Origin of the sequence: Chryseobacterium phosphatilyticum, from assembly GCF_002899825.2 — a bacterium.
GTDB lineage: Bacteria > Bacteroidota > Bacteroidia > Flavobacteriales > Weeksellaceae > Chryseobacterium > Chryseobacterium phosphatilyticum.
This window is the reverse complement of sequence record NZ_PPED02000002.1, coordinates 209,110-224,058: the sequence shown is the minus strand read 5'-3', so window position 1 is coordinate 224,058 and position 14,949 is coordinate 209,110. Positions and strand designations below refer to the sequence as shown.

The 14,949-nt window shown below is 36.1% G+C and carries 12 protein-coding genes, 8 tRNA genes and 1 pseudogene; all 21 read right to left on the bottom strand.

The features are described from left to right. Window positions 1-410: pseudogene (locus tag C1631_RS08195) on the bottom strand (hypothetical protein); the annotation flags it as partial. Between the two features lie 7 nt (window positions 411-417). Continuing rightward, window positions 418-1,065: a hypothetical protein gene (locus C1631_RS08190; RefSeq protein ID WP_103247207.1), complete on the bottom strand. Its 648-nt coding sequence runs from the start codon at window positions 1,063-1,065 to the stop codon at window positions 418-420. A 13-nt stretch (window positions 1,066-1,078) separates the two neighbouring features. Further along, the gene (locus tag C1631_RS08185) at window positions 1,079-1,696 is read right to left on the bottom strand and encodes a hypothetical protein (RefSeq protein WP_103247208.1); all 618 of its coding nucleotides are present in this window, start codon (window positions 1,694-1,696) and stop codon (window positions 1,079-1,081) included. 739 nt (window positions 1,697-2,435) lie between these two features. After that, a complete protein-coding gene (gene nusG / locus C1631_RS08175) occupies window positions 2,436-2,978 on the bottom strand; it encodes a transcription termination/antitermination protein NusG (RefSeq protein ID WP_039369546.1) in 543 nt (180 codons plus the stop codon). 19 nt (window positions 2,979-2,997) lie between these two features. Continuing rightward, the gene (gene secE / locus C1631_RS08170; protein WP_002976410.1) at window positions 2,998-3,204 is read right to left on the bottom strand and encodes a preprotein translocase subunit SecE; all 207 of its coding nucleotides are present in this window, start codon (window positions 3,202-3,204) and stop codon (window positions 2,998-3,000) included. A 12-nt stretch (window positions 3,205-3,216) separates the two neighbouring features. Then, window positions 3,217-3,287 (bottom strand) — tRNA-Trp (locus C1631_RS08165). 54 nt (window positions 3,288-3,341) lie between these two features. After that, complete coding sequence (tuf, locus tag C1631_RS08160; protein ID WP_109711618.1) at window positions 3,342-4,553, bottom strand: elongation factor Tu; 1,212 nt, start codon at window positions 4,551-4,553, stop codon at window positions 3,342-3,344. Between the two features lie 254 nt (window positions 4,554-4,807). Further along, entirely contained in the window at window positions 4,808-7,906 is a 3,099-nt protein-coding gene (locus C1631_RS08155) for an efflux RND transporter permease subunit (protein WP_109711616.1), read from the bottom strand. Between the two features lie 62 nt (window positions 7,907-7,968). Next, window positions 7,969-9,054: an efflux RND transporter periplasmic adaptor subunit gene (locus tag C1631_RS08150; RefSeq protein ID WP_103248833.1), complete on the bottom strand. Its 1,086-nt coding sequence runs from the start codon at window positions 9,052-9,054 to the stop codon at window positions 7,969-7,971. A gap of 4 nt (window positions 9,055-9,058) precedes the next feature. Then, on the bottom strand, window positions 9,059-10,306 hold the full coding sequence (locus C1631_RS08145; RefSeq protein WP_185144658.1) for a TolC family protein: 1,248 nt from the start codon (window positions 10,304-10,306) through the stop codon (window positions 9,059-9,061). Between the two features lie 221 nt (window positions 10,307-10,527). Next, window positions 10,528-11,892: a HAMP domain-containing sensor histidine kinase gene (locus C1631_RS08140; protein ID WP_109711614.1), complete on the bottom strand. Its 1,365-nt coding sequence runs from the start codon at window positions 11,890-11,892 to the stop codon at window positions 10,528-10,530. Further along, entirely contained in the window at window positions 11,893-12,573 is a 681-nt protein-coding gene (locus tag C1631_RS08135; RefSeq protein ID WP_103247072.1) for a response regulator transcription factor, read from the bottom strand. Window positions 12,574-12,741: 168 nt separating this feature from the next. Beyond that, window positions 12,742-12,813, bottom strand: a tRNA-Thr gene (locus C1631_RS08130). 39 nt (window positions 12,814-12,852) lie between these two features. Further along, window positions 12,853-12,925, bottom strand: a tRNA-Gly gene (locus C1631_RS08125). 87 nt (window positions 12,926-13,012) lie between these two features. After that, window positions 13,013-13,093, bottom strand: a tRNA-Tyr gene (locus tag C1631_RS08120). Between the two features lie 20 nt (window positions 13,094-13,113). Next, window positions 13,114-13,187 (bottom strand) — tRNA-Thr (locus C1631_RS08115). 92 nt (window positions 13,188-13,279) lie between these two features. After that, window positions 13,280-13,352: transfer RNA gene (locus tag C1631_RS08110), tRNA-Gly, on the bottom strand. Window positions 13,353-13,439: 87 nt separating this feature from the next. Further along, window positions 13,440-13,520: transfer RNA gene (locus C1631_RS08105), tRNA-Tyr, on the bottom strand. A gap of 18 nt (window positions 13,521-13,538) precedes the next feature. Then, window positions 13,539-13,612: transfer RNA gene (locus C1631_RS08100), tRNA-Thr, on the bottom strand. A 109-nt stretch (window positions 13,613-13,721) separates the two neighbouring features. Continuing rightward, window positions 13,722-14,012 (bottom strand): HPF/RaiA family ribosome-associated protein, encoded by a 291-nt coding sequence (locus C1631_RS08095; RefSeq protein ID WP_103247071.1) that lies wholly within the window; start codon window positions 14,010-14,012, stop codon window positions 13,722-13,724. Further along, window positions 14,009-14,896 carry a phage lytic cycle repressor MrpR family protein gene (locus C1631_RS08090; protein WP_103247070.1) on the bottom strand — a complete coding sequence of 296 codons (888 nt, stop codon included), beginning with the start codon at window positions 14,894-14,896 and terminating at the stop codon, window positions 14,009-14,011. Before C1631_RS08090 ends, C1631_RS08095 begins: the two co-directional genes overlap by 4 nt. Between the last annotated feature and the right edge of the window lie 53 nt (window positions 14,897-14,949).

The window sequence follows — 14,949 nt, the reverse complement described above, 5'->3', positions numbered from 1 at the left end:
TTCACTCCATTATCTCCGTAATCCAACATAACGTTAGTTGTTCCGTCATTGAGTTTGAATGAATAGTTATGAAGCACCACAAGGAAATTATTGGCATCTATTTTTGTATCATAGTCTGTAATTCCTGCTCCGGATACTCCGGTAAGAGAAAGTTTCAGGTAATTAAATAATCCACTGCTTTCCAGTGTAGGATCATAGAGTTGCATTGCATTTTCTGAAGTAGCTAAAAAACTACCTCCGGTCATTGTAGGTTCACCCGGATTTCTAAGGTATAAAGAATTCGTGTGCGTTTTTCCATTGACATCAAGCGTCTCAACAGGATTGGAGGTATTTATTCCTACCTTCCCTCTCTGAGCGTTCAAAAACATCCCCAGACACATGATGATGGTAATATAAATTTTCTTTTTCATATGTTTTTTATTGAAGCCCTAAAGGCGTATTGGTTGAAACTCCTGAATAAGCAGGTGAAGCTGACGATGAAACTGAACCATTAAAAGTACCCCAGTCTTTCACCAGTGATTTTTCAAATACGTTTAAGGTAAGAGTCCAGGTACCGTTTACCGATGAGACAGTTCCTGCTCCTTTAAAACTTAAATTGATCGCATGATATTTCTTCCCGCTTTTTGTTACCTGAGTAATTTCTGTGGAATAAGAACCATACGATTTTGGAGTAGTTGAAGTATTTGCTGCTGATACCGCTCCGGTAAAAACAGCACCTGTAATAGCCACAACATATTTATCAGCATCTAATCCTGTATTCAAATTAACGACTTCATCCAACTTCACATTTTTCAATACAACATTATACATATTTACAGGTGCTACATTACGGAGCGAGATATCCAACAGCTTTACTTTTCCTACAGGTGAAGTATCTTTGGAACGGGTAAGAAGAAGATAATTTCCTCTTGCCGTAGCATTTTCTGTATCAATTAAATAAGACTCAACTAATGTTTCTCCTTCTACATCCAACATCCCTTTGGGTGTACTTGTATTAATTCCAACCTGAGCTTTTATAGCTAAAACAGCAAAAGTCATCAGGAATATTGTAATAATTTTTTTCATATCGTTTATGTTTTTATTGAATTAACGGAGCTGCGGCTGAACCGGTAGTAGAAGCTCTAAGATCCTGAGTAGAATTAAAATCCTTAGCATAAGATCTATCAAATACTAATAAATTCAAGGTCCATACTCCGGTAGGAAACGAAGAATCCGGAGAAAACCCCTGGTAATCTGCTTTAAGTTTCCAGGTACCTCCGTCAGCATAAGCAAATATCTGAGGCATTGGTGTAAGCCAATCTGCAGAATAAGTTCTGGTAGGTTGTGTGAATCCAAAAGAAGAAATCACGACAAGGAATTTATTTGAATTAATCTTCGTATCAAATTGATTTACCCAGTCTTTATCTGAAGGATCACAGGTAATTTTAAACTGCACCAAATTAATGGGAGCAGGAGAATTAGGAACAAAAGAATCGTTATAAGCCGTAATCTTGTTCTCCGGTGCAGGAGACTTAATGATGAAAGTATAGTTTTCATCTGCCCCTAACTTTTCCATAGGTTTCTTGAAAACCATCCCTGATGTTTTCATGGTACCATTAACTGTTAACTCTTTTTCAGGTTTAGTTGTATTAATTCCAACCTGTGCATTTATCCAAACTGCACCCAGTAAAAGAATAATCGAAGTAATTTTTGTCATTAGGCTATGTGTTTATATAAAGTTTGTGTTTTAAGTACCCAAATTTCATTTTCCATGTGAATTTCCATCTAAAAGACATAAAAAATCGCCATTGCAAAAAAGCAATGTAATAAATATGAAAAATATAAGTTTTTTGGATTACAGGATTGATAGGTTGCAATAAGCATGCCATAAAAAGTGAAATACATAATAGAAACCCTTTATTAGCAAGTAAACACAAAGGTTTTCCCATATATGTGATATTTTTTCAAAAAGTCAAAGTGTTATATAGAAGCATTAAGCTAACAAAACTTTCTCTTTTTTAATTAAGAAAAAAGTTGAATGTAAAAAAAACAAAATAATTAAACAACAGTTTAACTATATAAGAAAGCTCAATCAACTATATCCTATGAAATAAAATTACTAAACAACATAAAGTAAAACATTTTAAAACCTACATACACAACCAGGGAGTAAAAAAATAATGTAGACTTATCAATTCTTCCGCTAAATCAGCAACAAGTACTGTGATCAGATTATTGCATTCGTGGTATCCCACTCCACCAGGTTCTCTCCACTTCCATAGATATAAAAGCCTCTTCTGGGTAATTATAGTAATAGCAACAAGAGTTTAGTTAAAAAGTATAGGTGAGTCCATATTCTTTTCTCTACTTATTATTTTCTACTACTAATTTTAAAAACATTAAATAAAAAAAGATCGCCTTTAGGCGATCTTAATATATTTTGAAGTATATTTTAATTATACTTTTTCTACTTGCATATAGCTCAATTCCATAGGGGTTTTTCTACCGAAGATCAATACAGAAACTTCAATTTTCTTTTTGTCCTCAAGAATTTTCTCAACTGTACCATTGAATCCGTTGAATGGACCGTCAATTACTTTAACGTTTTCACCAACAATATAAGGGATTTCAACATCGCTTGCAAATTCTGAAAGCTCATCCATTCTTCCCAACATTCTGTTTACTTCAGATTTTCTCATGGGAACAGGATCTCCTCCTTTTGTTAAGCTCAGGAAAGAAATAACTCCAGGGATATTTTTGATAACGTGAGGAATCTCTCCCATCAGTTCAGCTTCAATCATTAAGTATCCAGGATAGTAAGGTCTTTCTTTAGGAACTTTTTTACCGTTTCTAATCTGAATTACCTTTTCCATAGGAATAACCACCTGAGTAACGTACTGCTCAAACCCTAAACGTTTGATTTCTGTCTCAATATAGTTTTTTACCTTATTTTCCTGTCCGCTGATTGCTTTCAGCACATACCATTTCAATTCGCTCATTTTGGGAAAATACTTTTAATTAATTGAACAAGTTGATTAGCATTCCTATTATGTTGCTGATTGCTTTTGAAAACAATTCATCAACTCCAAAAGTAAATAAAGCCAAGATCACTGTCGCAATAGTCACTACAATTGTAGATGACTGAAGGTCAGCCCATTTTGGCCATTCAACTTTATGTCTAAATTCGTTATAAGAACCTTTTAAAAAATCGACAAATGAACTCATAATTTATATTTGCACGGGCACAAGGATTCGAACCCTGATCAACGGTTTTGGAGACCGGTATCCTACCATTGGACGATGCCCGTAGATAAAAGCTTCCGCAAGAGATTCCTTGCGGAAGCTTTATTTATTTTAAGATATTAATCTAAGATTTCAGTAACCTGACCAGATCCAACTGTTCTACCTCCTTCTCTGATCGCAAATCTAAGACCTACGTTAAGAGCGATTGGCTGTAACAATTCTACAGTGATCTCTAAGTTATCTCCTGGCATTACCATTTCTACACCTTCTGGTAAGAAGATTTCACCTGTAACGTCAGTAGTTCTTACGTAGAACTGAGGACGGTACTTGTTGTGGAATGGAGTGTGACGTCCACCTTCTTCCTTAGAAAGGATATAAACAGAAGCTTTGAATTTTTTGTGTGGTTTCACTGAATCTTTCTTAGCGATAACCATACCTCTCTTGATGTCAGTTTTTTCAATACCTCTCAACAATAGACCTACGTTATCTCCAGCTTCACCTCTATCTAGGATCTTTCTGAACATCTCAACTCCTGTAATAGTAGAAGTTAATTTCTCGTCACCCATACCTACGATATCAACTGGATCACCAGTGTTGATAACACCAGCCTCGATTCTACCAGTTGCTACAGTACCTCTACCTGTAATAGAGAATACGTCTTCGATTGGCATCAAGAAAGGCTTATCAGTATCTCTTGGTGGTTGCTCGATCCAAGTATCAACAGCATCCATTAATTCTTCTACGCTTTTGAACCACTTATCTTCTGTGTTAGCAGGAGAAGCAGTAGCAGCCGTAAGAGCTCCTAGTGCAGAACCTTGAATTACTGGAGAGTTATCTCCGTCAAATTCGTAAGTAGACAATAAGTCTCTAAGTTCCATTTCAACTAGCTCTAATAATTCAGCGTCATCTACCATGTCAACTTTGTTCATAAAAACAACGATTCTTGGTACGTTTACCTGACGGCAAAGTAGGATATGTTCTCTAGTCTGAGGCATTGGACCGTCAGTTGCAGCACATACTACGATAGCTCCATCCATCTGAGCAGCACCAGTTACCATGTTCTTAACATAGTCGGCGTGACCTGGACAGTCAACGTGAGCATAGTGTCTTTTTTCAGTTTCGTATTCAATGTGAGCAGTATTGATAGTAATACCTCTTTCTTTTTCTTCTGGAGCAGAGTCAATTGCAGAGAAGTCTTTTTTCTCAGCAAGACCTTTGCTAGCTAATACAGCAGAAATAGCAGCTGTAAGAGTAGTTTTACCATGGTCAACGTGACCAATAGTACCAATGTTCAAGTGTGGTTTGTTACGATTAAACGTTTCCTTTGCCATGATTTAAAATTATTTATTTATTGTTTTTCAAATTTTCGGTGTGCAAATATAATGAATTTTTAAATACCAAAAACTTTTTATTTAAAAAACTTTCAATATTCTCATCCAATGAAGGACAAACCTTATATTTAACGTATTGAGACTGCAAATTTACGTAATTTTTCCCGATTGAAAAAAACTTTCTGAAACCTTTTATGAAAAAGCCTGAAATACAGAATATTCCAGACTCAATTAATATATAAAATAAAAGATAATCAGGCTTGGCGCAGCTTTTTAGTTCTATTGAAAATCCAGAATATAATAGGGAAAATAAGCAGGGTAAGCACCGTTGCAGTGATCAATCCTCCGATGATCACAATGGCCAGAGGTTTTTGAGACTCTGAGCCAATTCCCGTTGATAATGCTGCGGGCATCAATCCTATCGACGCCATAAGAGCGGTCATGATCACTGGCCTGGTTCTGGATTTCACTCCGGCAAGGATAGCCGTATCAATATCCAAACCGTCTCGGACATTCTGATGAAACTCTGTAATAAGAATTACCCCATTCTGGATACAGATTCCGAGAAGAGCAATCATCCCTACCCCTGCGGAAATACCAAAATTGATTCCTGTAACATGCAAAGCAATGATTCCTCCAATCAATGCAAAAGGGACATTGGCTAAAACAAGAAGAGAATCTTTCATATTTCCAAAAAGCACAAACAAAAGGAAGAATATCATCAAAATACTTACAGGTACCACCTGAGCCAACCTGTGAGAGGCACGTTGTTGATTCTCAAACTGCCCCGTCCATCCTACAGAATACCCATCAGGAAGTTCAATAGTTGCTACTTTTTTTTGTGCATCAGCAATTGTTCCTCCCAGGTCCCGGTCCCGAATGGAAAATTTCACTCCAATATATCTTTTGATATTATCTCTGTAAATAAATGCAGCACCGTTATCTTTAACGATAGTACTGATCTCTTTTAAAGGAATTTTAGCTCCATCCTGTGTAGGTACCATTAGTGAAGCAATATCATTTTCATCCGTTCTGTACTCCTGGGAATAGCGAAGACGAATCGGAAATTTTCTTTCGCCATCAAACATTTCAGAAGCTGTTTTTCCTCCGAATGCCATTTCTAATACAGCTTGTGCATCAGCGGGCATGACTCCATAGGCAGCCATTTTATCTCTGTCTAAGACTACGCTTACTTCCGGTTGACCAATATTTTTAATGATTCCCGGATCTTTTACCCCATCCACATCTTTGATCTTTGTTAAAACTTCATGGGCTAGTTTATCTAAGGTTTCAAGATTATCTCCATAAATTTTTATTCCGTTTTCAGCTTTAAATCCTGCCACAGCTTCCGCTACGTTATCTGAAATCGGTTGTGAATAATTAAAAGTAATTCCCTGATAGCTTCTTAGCTTTTTATCAATTTCATTGATTAATTCTTCATAGGTGATCTTCCGTTTCCACTCGTCTCTGGGCTGAAGGTTGACTGCAAATTGTACGAACCCAAACCCGTTGGGATCCGTTCCGTCATTGCTTCTACCTGTCTGCGCCAAAACATCGGTTACTTCGGAAAAGCTCAGAATATCTTTCTTTAGAAGATTGGCTGTTTTGAGAGATTCTTTTAATGATGAGCTCATTGGCATTTCGGCAGTAATCCAGAGAGACCCTTCATTAAGCTGCGGAAGAAACTCTGTTCCTAAAAATTTCCCTGAAAACAAAGTCACGGCAAGAAATGAAATGGCAACGATCATGCTCATTTTTTTATGCTTAAATGTCATATTAAAGCCTTTTAGCACAATCCTATCCCAGAAATTCACAAACGGGTTATTTTTTTCTTTTACATTTTTATTTAAAAGAATATGGGATAAAACCGGTACCAGCGTCAATGTAAAGATTAGGGCTCCTATTAAAGCAAATCCCAATGTAAAGGCTAAAGGAGAGAACATCTTCCCTTCTACTTTCTGGAAAGAAAAAATCGGGAGAAGGGAAGTAATGATAATTAACTTGGAGAAGAAAATTGATTTTCCCAATCCGGTTCCCGTTTGTTTGATCCAGCCTCCTTTCGCCAGTTTATTAAATTTCTCCATCCCATATTTATGAGCTTTATGATCCAGCATTACAAAGAGACCTTCCACCATGACGACGGCTCCGTCAATGATAATCCCGAAGTCTACAGCACCTAATGAAAGTAAATTTGCGCTCATCCCGGCAAGTTTTAAACATAAAAATGCGAACAACAGGGATAACGGAATGATAATGGAAACTATCAGCGTCGTTCTCCAGTCTGCCATGAAAATTAAAACAATTACCGTTACCAGTACAATTCCTTCAATAAGGTTATGCATTACGGTTTTCGTTGTAAAGTCCATGAGATTGTCACGATCGTAGAAGGTTACCATTTTTACATCTTTGGGTAGGATCTTTTCATTGAGTTCTTTGATTTTGGCTTTTACTCCTACCAGTACTTCTCTCGGGTTCTCCCCTTTTCTCATCACGACAATTCCTTCTACGGTATCATCATGATTATTGAGGGCAGCCTGCCCTACTCTCGGCATGGAGCTCTCATGAACTTCTGCAACATTTTTTACCAAAACAGGATTTCCACTATCGTTCTGAATGGTAATATTCCCGATATCTGTAGCAGATTTTACCAAACCTATCCCTCTTACGACATAAGCCTGCCCATTTTTTTCAATAACATCTCCCCCTACATTAAGGTTGCTTTTCGTAACGGCATCATACACCTGAAGTGGAGTCAGATTGTATTTATCCAAAGCTCTGGGATCAATACTCAGCTCAAAAACTTTATCCTGACCTCCGAAGACGTTAATATCAGCTACACCGGGTACTCCTCGTAAAGCACGATCAATGACCCAGTTTTGCAGAGTTAGCAGCTTACGGGAGTCTTTTGTTTTACTTTCCAGTGTATATCTGAAAATCTCACCGGTAGGCCCATAGGGTGGTTGTACTTCCGGATCTACTTCATCAGGCAGGCTAATGGTTCTTAATTGGTTATTGACCTGATTTCTGGCAAAAGTATCATCCACCCCGTCATCAAACAGAATTTTAACAATAGAGAGTCCAAACATAGTGGTACTTCTCACACTTGTCTTCTTCTGAACAGGGCTCATGGCCAATTCGATGGGTGTAGTAACAAAACGTTCTACTTCTTCTGCACTACGCCCATTCCACTGGGTTATGATGACAATCTGAGTATTGGTTACATCCGGAAAAGCTTCAATGGGCATATTTTTGAAGCTTATGAATCCGGATATTGCCAAAATAGCGACCCAGATAAAGGTAAATGCTTTATTTTTTAGTGAAAAAGCAATTATATTTTTAATGAATTTATTCATGACTGATACATTGATGACCTAAAAAAGCCGTTGAAAGAAATTATTTTAAATCACTACAGTTTTTAGCTATTCAAGGAGCGGTATATCAAAAGCTGATTATTAGTGATCACTTCTTCTCCTTCTTTAAGACCATCTGTTATATAAGTGATATCGCCCACCTGCTTCAATACTTTAACCTCTCTGATCTTGACGTCTGTCCGTGATTTGAAAATAACGACAAAACTTTTATTATCATCAAAAATGACAGACTTAGAGGGAACAGTCAACATGGTATTATTTTCCGAATTGAAAACTTTTATCGTTGCCTTGCTATCCGGGATAAGTAATCCATTGGCATTATTCAGAACAACTCTCGCCTGCATTGCATTGGTTTGCGGGTCAATAATTTTAAATATTTTATCAATTTTCCCATCAAATACTTTATCAGGATAAGAAAGAGTGGATACCTGAGCTTTCATACCCAGGTTTATTTTATCAATGTCAGATTCATTAACGTTCATAATTGCCCATACATTGGTGGTATTGGCAACATCAAAAATATTTTCACTTCTGTCGCTTCTCAACTGCATATCTTTATTGATATTTTTCTGAACAATATAACCGTTGATAGGAGCAATAACACTATAGATATTCCCGGTTTTGACATTATAAACTGTACTTACAGCTGTAGCTCTCTGCAACTGATCCTGTGCCTTCTGTAATTGACTTTTTGCTTCCAGCACATCTCTTTCGGTATTCAGTTTTCCTTCATATAATTCTTTGGAAACCCGCAAATTGTTCTTGGCAACGACCAAATCTGTTTTGGCATCACTTACATCTTTTTGAATTTCCGCAAGTTCTGTACTTCTGATTGTGGCCAGAATCTGACCTTTTTTAACATAATCACCCAGCTCAACATTCACACTCATTACATTGCCCCCAACCAGTGGGTAAACATCTATATAGCTATTTTTATCTGCTGAAATCTTTCCGTAAAAACTATACTCATTTTCAATATTTTTTGTTTCAACTTTAGCTAAAGAAATGGAATTCAACATGGTATTACTCAGTTCGAATCCTTTTTTAGCCTGATTTGTTTTTTCTTCCTCTTTCTTAGAGCAAGCCATTAATGACAGACCTACCAATACAGGGATAATATATTTTTTCATTATTTTAATAGAAGATTTTCGTTTGTACGAGTTGATTAAGTTGCTCTGCTGAAAGCATAATCTGTTTTTTCATATCATAAATGTGAAGAACACTTTGCTTGTAGCTTTCCATGAAGTCTGTGAATTCAATAAGACTTACATTCCCTCTTTGGAAGTTGGTGACGATTCCGTTAAATACCAAATCCATATTTTTAAAATCATGAGGTTTCAAAGTATAATACTGCTGGTACTGATTGTCCCATATTTTGTAAGTGGTATTGACCTGGGCCAGCAACTCTTGTTTTTGTCTTTCTTCATCCTTTTTACTTTCTTCGATCTGGAATTCGGCTTTCATCTCATTCCCTTTATTCTTTTTCCACAAAGGGATGGGGATTCCAAAAGATACGGCAACCTGATTGTCAAAAGCGGCCCCTCTTTGGGTGTAGCGCGCTCCCACTGTCAAATCAGGAATATTAAGAGATTTTTGCCATTTTAGATTAAGCTGACTGCTTTCTGTAATTTTGATGAAGGTGAGGTAATTGGTATTGTTTTCTACTGCTTTTTGTTGCAACTCTTCCAGATTTATCAATGGTTGCCTGTTGAATAGCTGCTCTAATTCTTCTTCAGAAATTATCGGTTCAATATCTGTCTTGTTTCCGGTAAGCAGCTTCAGCGTCTGTTTTTCCTGAATGATATTATTGGTGATCTCAGTTCTATCATTTTGTAATCCTATTACCAGGGACTGAAGTCTCACCACATCTTTTAATGAAACATTCCCTTTTTTATTCTGACTTTCGTAGGCATTGAGCAGATTCGTAATATACTTCAGCTGAAGATCTACATTTTGTTCTTTTTTTTCATCAAAAATAATACTGTAGAAAGTGTTTCTCAATTGGGCTCTCAGGTCTATCACCAATCCTTTGAACTGGAGTTCTGCAATTTCTTTATTGGATTTTGCAAATGCTACTTCGTTCTTTCTTTTTCCACCCAGGACAAGAAGCTGATCGATACCAAATTCTTTTGCTCCTGTAGAGCCTATGTGAAGAACTTTGTTATTCTCCGGGTCAAAAGCATTCAGCTCCACAGATAAATTAGGCTGATCCCAGATTTTTGCCTGAATAATATCTGCTTCTGCTTCGCTGATGTTATATTGAGCAGCAAGCAATTGAAGGTTATTCTTCTGGAAAGCTTCTTCACACTCCAAAAGAGACATTTGCTGTTGTGCTGCCGCAGATGAGGAAATGGCCAGGCACAGCATTGCAATTCTGTTCATTATTTTTCTTTTTAAATTACAAAATTGCTTTGAAGTGATTAAAAGAAACTTAAATGAGGCTTAAAAAAAAATTAAAATGTCCTTAAACAGGACATTTTAAATGATATTTCGATTTTTGAAGAATAAAAATTATTCTCCACTATTGGAATTTTTATAGAAAATTCAATCTATAGTTTAACAGAAACAATCCACAATATTTTACAAAGAATAATTTATTATGATTATTTTCTAAAAACGATACTAAATGTATTGACATGCTCAGCAGGAGAAGAATATACAATCTTAGCATTATGATATTCCAGAATTCGTTTTACAATTCTAAGGCCGAGGCCTGATCCTGCAATATTTTGGGTATTATTTCCCCTCATAAAAGCTTCAAATAGCTTAGACTGTTCTTCTTCAGAAATAGTCTCTCCATGGGAAATGACTTCAACAGCAAGATTGTCATTGGTTTCAGTTATTAACACTTTCACTTCAGCACTGTCCGAATAGATGGCAGCGTTTTTAAAAAGATTAATAAAAACAATAACCAATAAAGACTGAATCCCACTTATAGTCAGAAAAGCATTTTCTGAGGTCTCTTCAGTAATCAGAAAGTCCATTTTAAGATCCGGATAGCTTTTTTCTACCCCTTCAAATGCTTCAAAAATAACTTCATCAATTCTTACCTCCTCGTATATCGTCTGGATATTCTCTTTATCAAATTTGGTAAGAAGCAATAAAGAGTTGGTTAAATCAGACAATTGGTAAACATCACGTTGAATTTGTCGCAAAGAAGAAAGTGTTTCCGGCGAATGTTCTTCAAATTTGATCAGGTTCTCCAGCTGAAAAGCCATTCTGGTAATAGGAGTTCTGATCTCATGGGATGCACTGGCTGTAAAATCTTTCTGCGACTGAAAGACATCGTTTAATCTTGCAATCATGGTGTTAAAAGACTTTGCAAGAACGCTGATTTCGTCATTAGAATTCTGAACCGGAATCTGCTTTGTCAATTTGTGGGCCGTTACTTCTGAAATTTCTTTATTTAAATCTTCCAGAGGGTGTAAAAATTTCTCTACGAAATAATAGCTGAAAAAGCCGATAAGAAGCGTACTCATCACGTAAGCAGTGACCAAGAGATATTTTAGATATCCTAGTTTTGATTTTCCATTGGTATCGAAAGCACTGGTAAGAATATAATAGTTTTCTCCATTGATATTTCTTAATGCCGCGTAAATCTCAGGAACCGTCTTTTCAGTATAAATAATCTTTTTCCTATCCAATTCCTTAAGCATGGTAGTATCCCAGGTAACATTCCGGTCTTTAATAGTACTGTAGACTAGTTCTTTTTTTTGATTAAAAATCAAAATCGTCTCATTCAGAAGAATATTATCTGAATTTTCATTAAAAAAAACAGGAGCTTCTTCTTCAAAGTCCTTGGATTTTGAAATAAAATGAGTCGTAAACTCTAATCGCTGCCTGAATCTTTCTTTAAACTCGTCTCTCCTGAAATCGTTAAAAGATAAATAAATAACCGCCATTACCATTCCAAAAAGCAATGAAAAGGCAATACTAATCGTTAATGCTATCTTTCTCTTTAAAGACATCTATAATGGGCTTAAGTAGTATCCGAAACCTGAACGGGTATGGATCAATTTTATTTTAAAGTCTTTATCAATCTTTTTTCTTAAAAAATTAATATATACTTCTACGGTATTGGTATTGGTGTTAAAATTGTGTTCCCATACATGCTCTGTAATTTGCTGTTTGGAAACTGTTCTCCCCTGTGCTTCTGCAAGGTAAACCAATAATTGGAATTCTTTTAGGGTAAGTGCGATCTCATTACCTCCACGATATACCTTCTGTTCTGTTTTATTAATAATCAAATCATCAATTCTTATAATATCCTGATCAGAACTATCAGAGGTTGCTTTTCTTCTAAGCAGAGAATTGATTCTTAATAGCAATTCTTCAAACTGGAAGGGCTTAACAAGATAATCATCTGCAAGTCTGGTAAAGGCATCTTTTTTATCTGAAATATCACCATAAGCCGAAATAATAATGATAGGAGTACTTTTATCAAATGAACGGATGGTCTGACAAACATCAAGCCCGTTTACTTTAGGTACATTGATATCTAGCAAATACAGGTTGTAGTTATTATTTTTAATCTGGCGAAGAAAAGTTTCTCCGTCATAGATCTTATCACAAGTGAAATTATTAGATTCTAAAAACCTGCAAAGCTCTGCAGAAAGAATGAGATCATCTTCTAACAAAAGAATATTCATCAAAATTTATTTTACACGAATTTAATAATTTTTTAGCCACCGAACGTATTCCTTATATAAGAACATGAAATATGTTTTATAAAGAAAGGATATTTTTTCTCAAGAACTTATTTTTGTTTTCTAAAATAAAGGCAAAAAAAATCCCGAAAGAAATTCGGGAAAATCGAGAGCCAACTACGGGACTTGAACCCGTGACCTCTTCCTTACCAAGGAAGCACTCTACCGCTGAGCTAAGTCGGCATCAACTAAAAAAATCACACTAAAAGCGTGATTTTTTTGAGCGGAAGACGGGGGTCGAACCCGCGACATTCAGCTTGGAAGGCTGACGCTCTACCAACTGAGCTACTTCCGCAATTTTGTTTCCAAAATTATTGGTAAACGCTGTGCAAAACTAAGAAAACTTATTTAATCCTGCAACTTTTTTTTCTAATATAAAATGTGGGGAGAGCAGGATTCGAACCTACGAAGCCGAAGCAACTGAGTTACAGTCAGTCCCATTTAGCCACTCTGGAATCTCCCCAGATATTTTATATTAAATAGAGCCTCCAGAGGGATTCGAACCCACGACCCCGAGATTACAAATCACGTGCTCTGGCCAACTGAGCTATGGAGGCATTTAATATTATTTAAACCTGAAAGTGGTTGAGAAACTCTACTCATTACATTTCAGCAGTTAAAAAAAATTACTTTTATTCGTAATTTTTTGAGCGGAAGACGGGGGTCGAACCCGCGACATTCAGCTTGGAAGGCTGACGCTCTACCAACTGAGCTACTTCCGCAATTTTGTTTCCAAAACCATTGGTAAACGCTGTGCAAAACTAAGAAAACTTATTTAATCCTGCAAGTTTTTTTTATAAAAATATAAGTGGGGAGAGCAGGATTCGAACCTACGAAGCCGAAGCAACTGAGTTACAGTCAGTCCCATTTAGCCACTCTGGAATCTCCCCAAAAGTTTATATTTTATGAGCCTCCAGAGGGATTCGAACCCACGACCCCGAGATTACAAATCACGTGCTCTGGCCAACTGAGCTATGGAGGCAAATATAAAAAAGAATTCAAAAGATCACTGTTCCTTTTTTGCGAGTGCAAATATAGAACGGATTTTTTGAATTCTCAAATTTTTTATAAACTTTTTTTGACTTTTTTTCCTAAGCCATTTCTTTTTTCTTGATTAGTAGCTTTTTAGCAGTATCAACGCATAGGTCCAAACTTTCTTCAAAACTGACAGTTGTTTTCTTTACTACAATATCATCTCCCGGAACCGCCAAAATAATCTCGGCTGTTTTATTCGCTTTATCGGAATTATTTTCTACTTTCAAAAAGATTTTACACTCTTGAATTTTGTCATAGAAGGTATCTAATTTACCTACTTTTTTTTCGATGTGTGATTCTAGTGGTTCGTGAGGAGTTAAACCAATTGATTGTACTGAAATCTTCATAATTCTTCTTTTTTTGATGCTCGAGGGTGAGCTTGATTAAACACTTTTTTCAATTGTTCAATATTAGCATTCGTATAGACCTGAGTACTGGCAAGACTGGAATGCCCTAATATTTTTTTTACTTTGGAGATCTCCGCCCCATTATCCAACACGTGAGTAGCAAAGCTATGGCGGAGGATATGAGGACTTCTTTTTTCCTTTGTTGTTATAAGACTAAGGTACTTATTAACTACCACATAAACAAATTTTTCATTGAGTTTTTTCCCCTTCTTATTTACAAAAAAGTATGATTTATATTCTGTCTGTGGTTTTCTAATTTCAAGATAACTTCTCAAAAGTTCAGACAGCTCATTGGAAATAGGAATCACCCTTTCTTTATTCCCTTTACCAATGACTTTTAATTCGTTCTCATTTAAATCAATATTCTCAAATATCAGGCCACAAAGTTCTGCTTTTCGCATACCTGTCTGGTACAATACCTCCACAATACATTTTTCAAGTACATCGTGTACCTGCGCAAAAATTCTGTCATTGAGATCTGCCATTTCCTCTCTGGACATAGGGATCTGTTTTTCAGGATAAAACTTCAGAGAAGATATCCCTTCCAAAGGAGAAATCTCAATCTCCCCTATTTTAAGAAGAAAAAGAAAAAAACTTCTGAGTGAAGATAATTTTCTATTGATACTCCTTTTTGAAATATCATTTTCGCTTAGTTTAACAATAAAATTCCGTATTACTTTTTTATCGGCTTTGGAAATATCTTCAGAGGACTCTGTTTTGAGGTAGAAATAAGAAAAATCACCAAGGTCTTTTTTGTAACTTGTGATGGTATGGGGAGAATACCTCTTTTCGAATTGTAAATATGTTAAAAATTTATCCAACATCGCTTTAGGTATAAAAATAAAAATTCACTCCTCAAATATAAGAATTTAAGAAG

Coding starts and splice junctions, on each gene's coding strand:
- C1631_RS08135 (WP_103247072.1), bottom strand. CDS start 12,573: ATGAATATTCTTTTGTTAGAAGATGATCTCATTCTTTCTGCAGAGCTT.
- C1631_RS08145 (WP_185144658.1), bottom strand. CDS start 10,306: ATGAACAGAATTGCAATGCTGTGCCTGGCCATTTCCTCATCTGCGGCA.
- C1631_RS08155 (WP_109711616.1), bottom strand. CDS start 7,906: ATGAATAAATTCATTAAAAATATAATTGCTTTTTCACTAAAAAATAAA.
- secE (WP_002976410.1), bottom strand. CDS start 3,204: ATGAGTTCATTTGTCGATTTTTTAAAAGGTTCTTATAACGAATTTAGA.
- tuf (WP_109711618.1), bottom strand. CDS start 4,553: ATGGCAAAGGAAACGTTTAATCGTAACAAACCACACTTGAACATTGGT.
- C1631_RS08150 (WP_103248833.1), bottom strand. CDS start 9,054: ATGAAAAAATATATTATCCCTGTATTGGTAGGTCTGTCATTAATGGCT.
- C1631_RS08140 (WP_109711614.1), bottom strand. CDS start 11,892: ATGTCTTTAAAGAGAAAGATAGCATTAACGATTAGTATTGCCTTTTCA.
- C1631_RS08095 (WP_103247071.1), bottom strand. CDS start 14,012: ATGAAGATTTCAGTACAATCAATTGGTTTAACTCCTCACGAACCACTA.
- nusG (WP_039369546.1), bottom strand. CDS start 2,978: ATGAGCGAATTGAAATGGTATGTGCTGAAAGCAATCAGCGGACAGGAA.
- C1631_RS08190 (WP_103247207.1), bottom strand. CDS start 1,065: ATGAAAAAAATTATTACAATATTCCTGATGACTTTTGCTGTTTTAGCT.
- C1631_RS08090 (WP_103247070.1), bottom strand. CDS start 14,896: ATGTTGGATAAATTTTTAACATATTTACAATTCGAAAAGAGGTATTCT.
- C1631_RS08185 (WP_103247208.1), bottom strand. CDS start 1,696: ATGACAAAAATTACTTCGATTATTCTTTTACTGGGTGCAGTTTGGATA.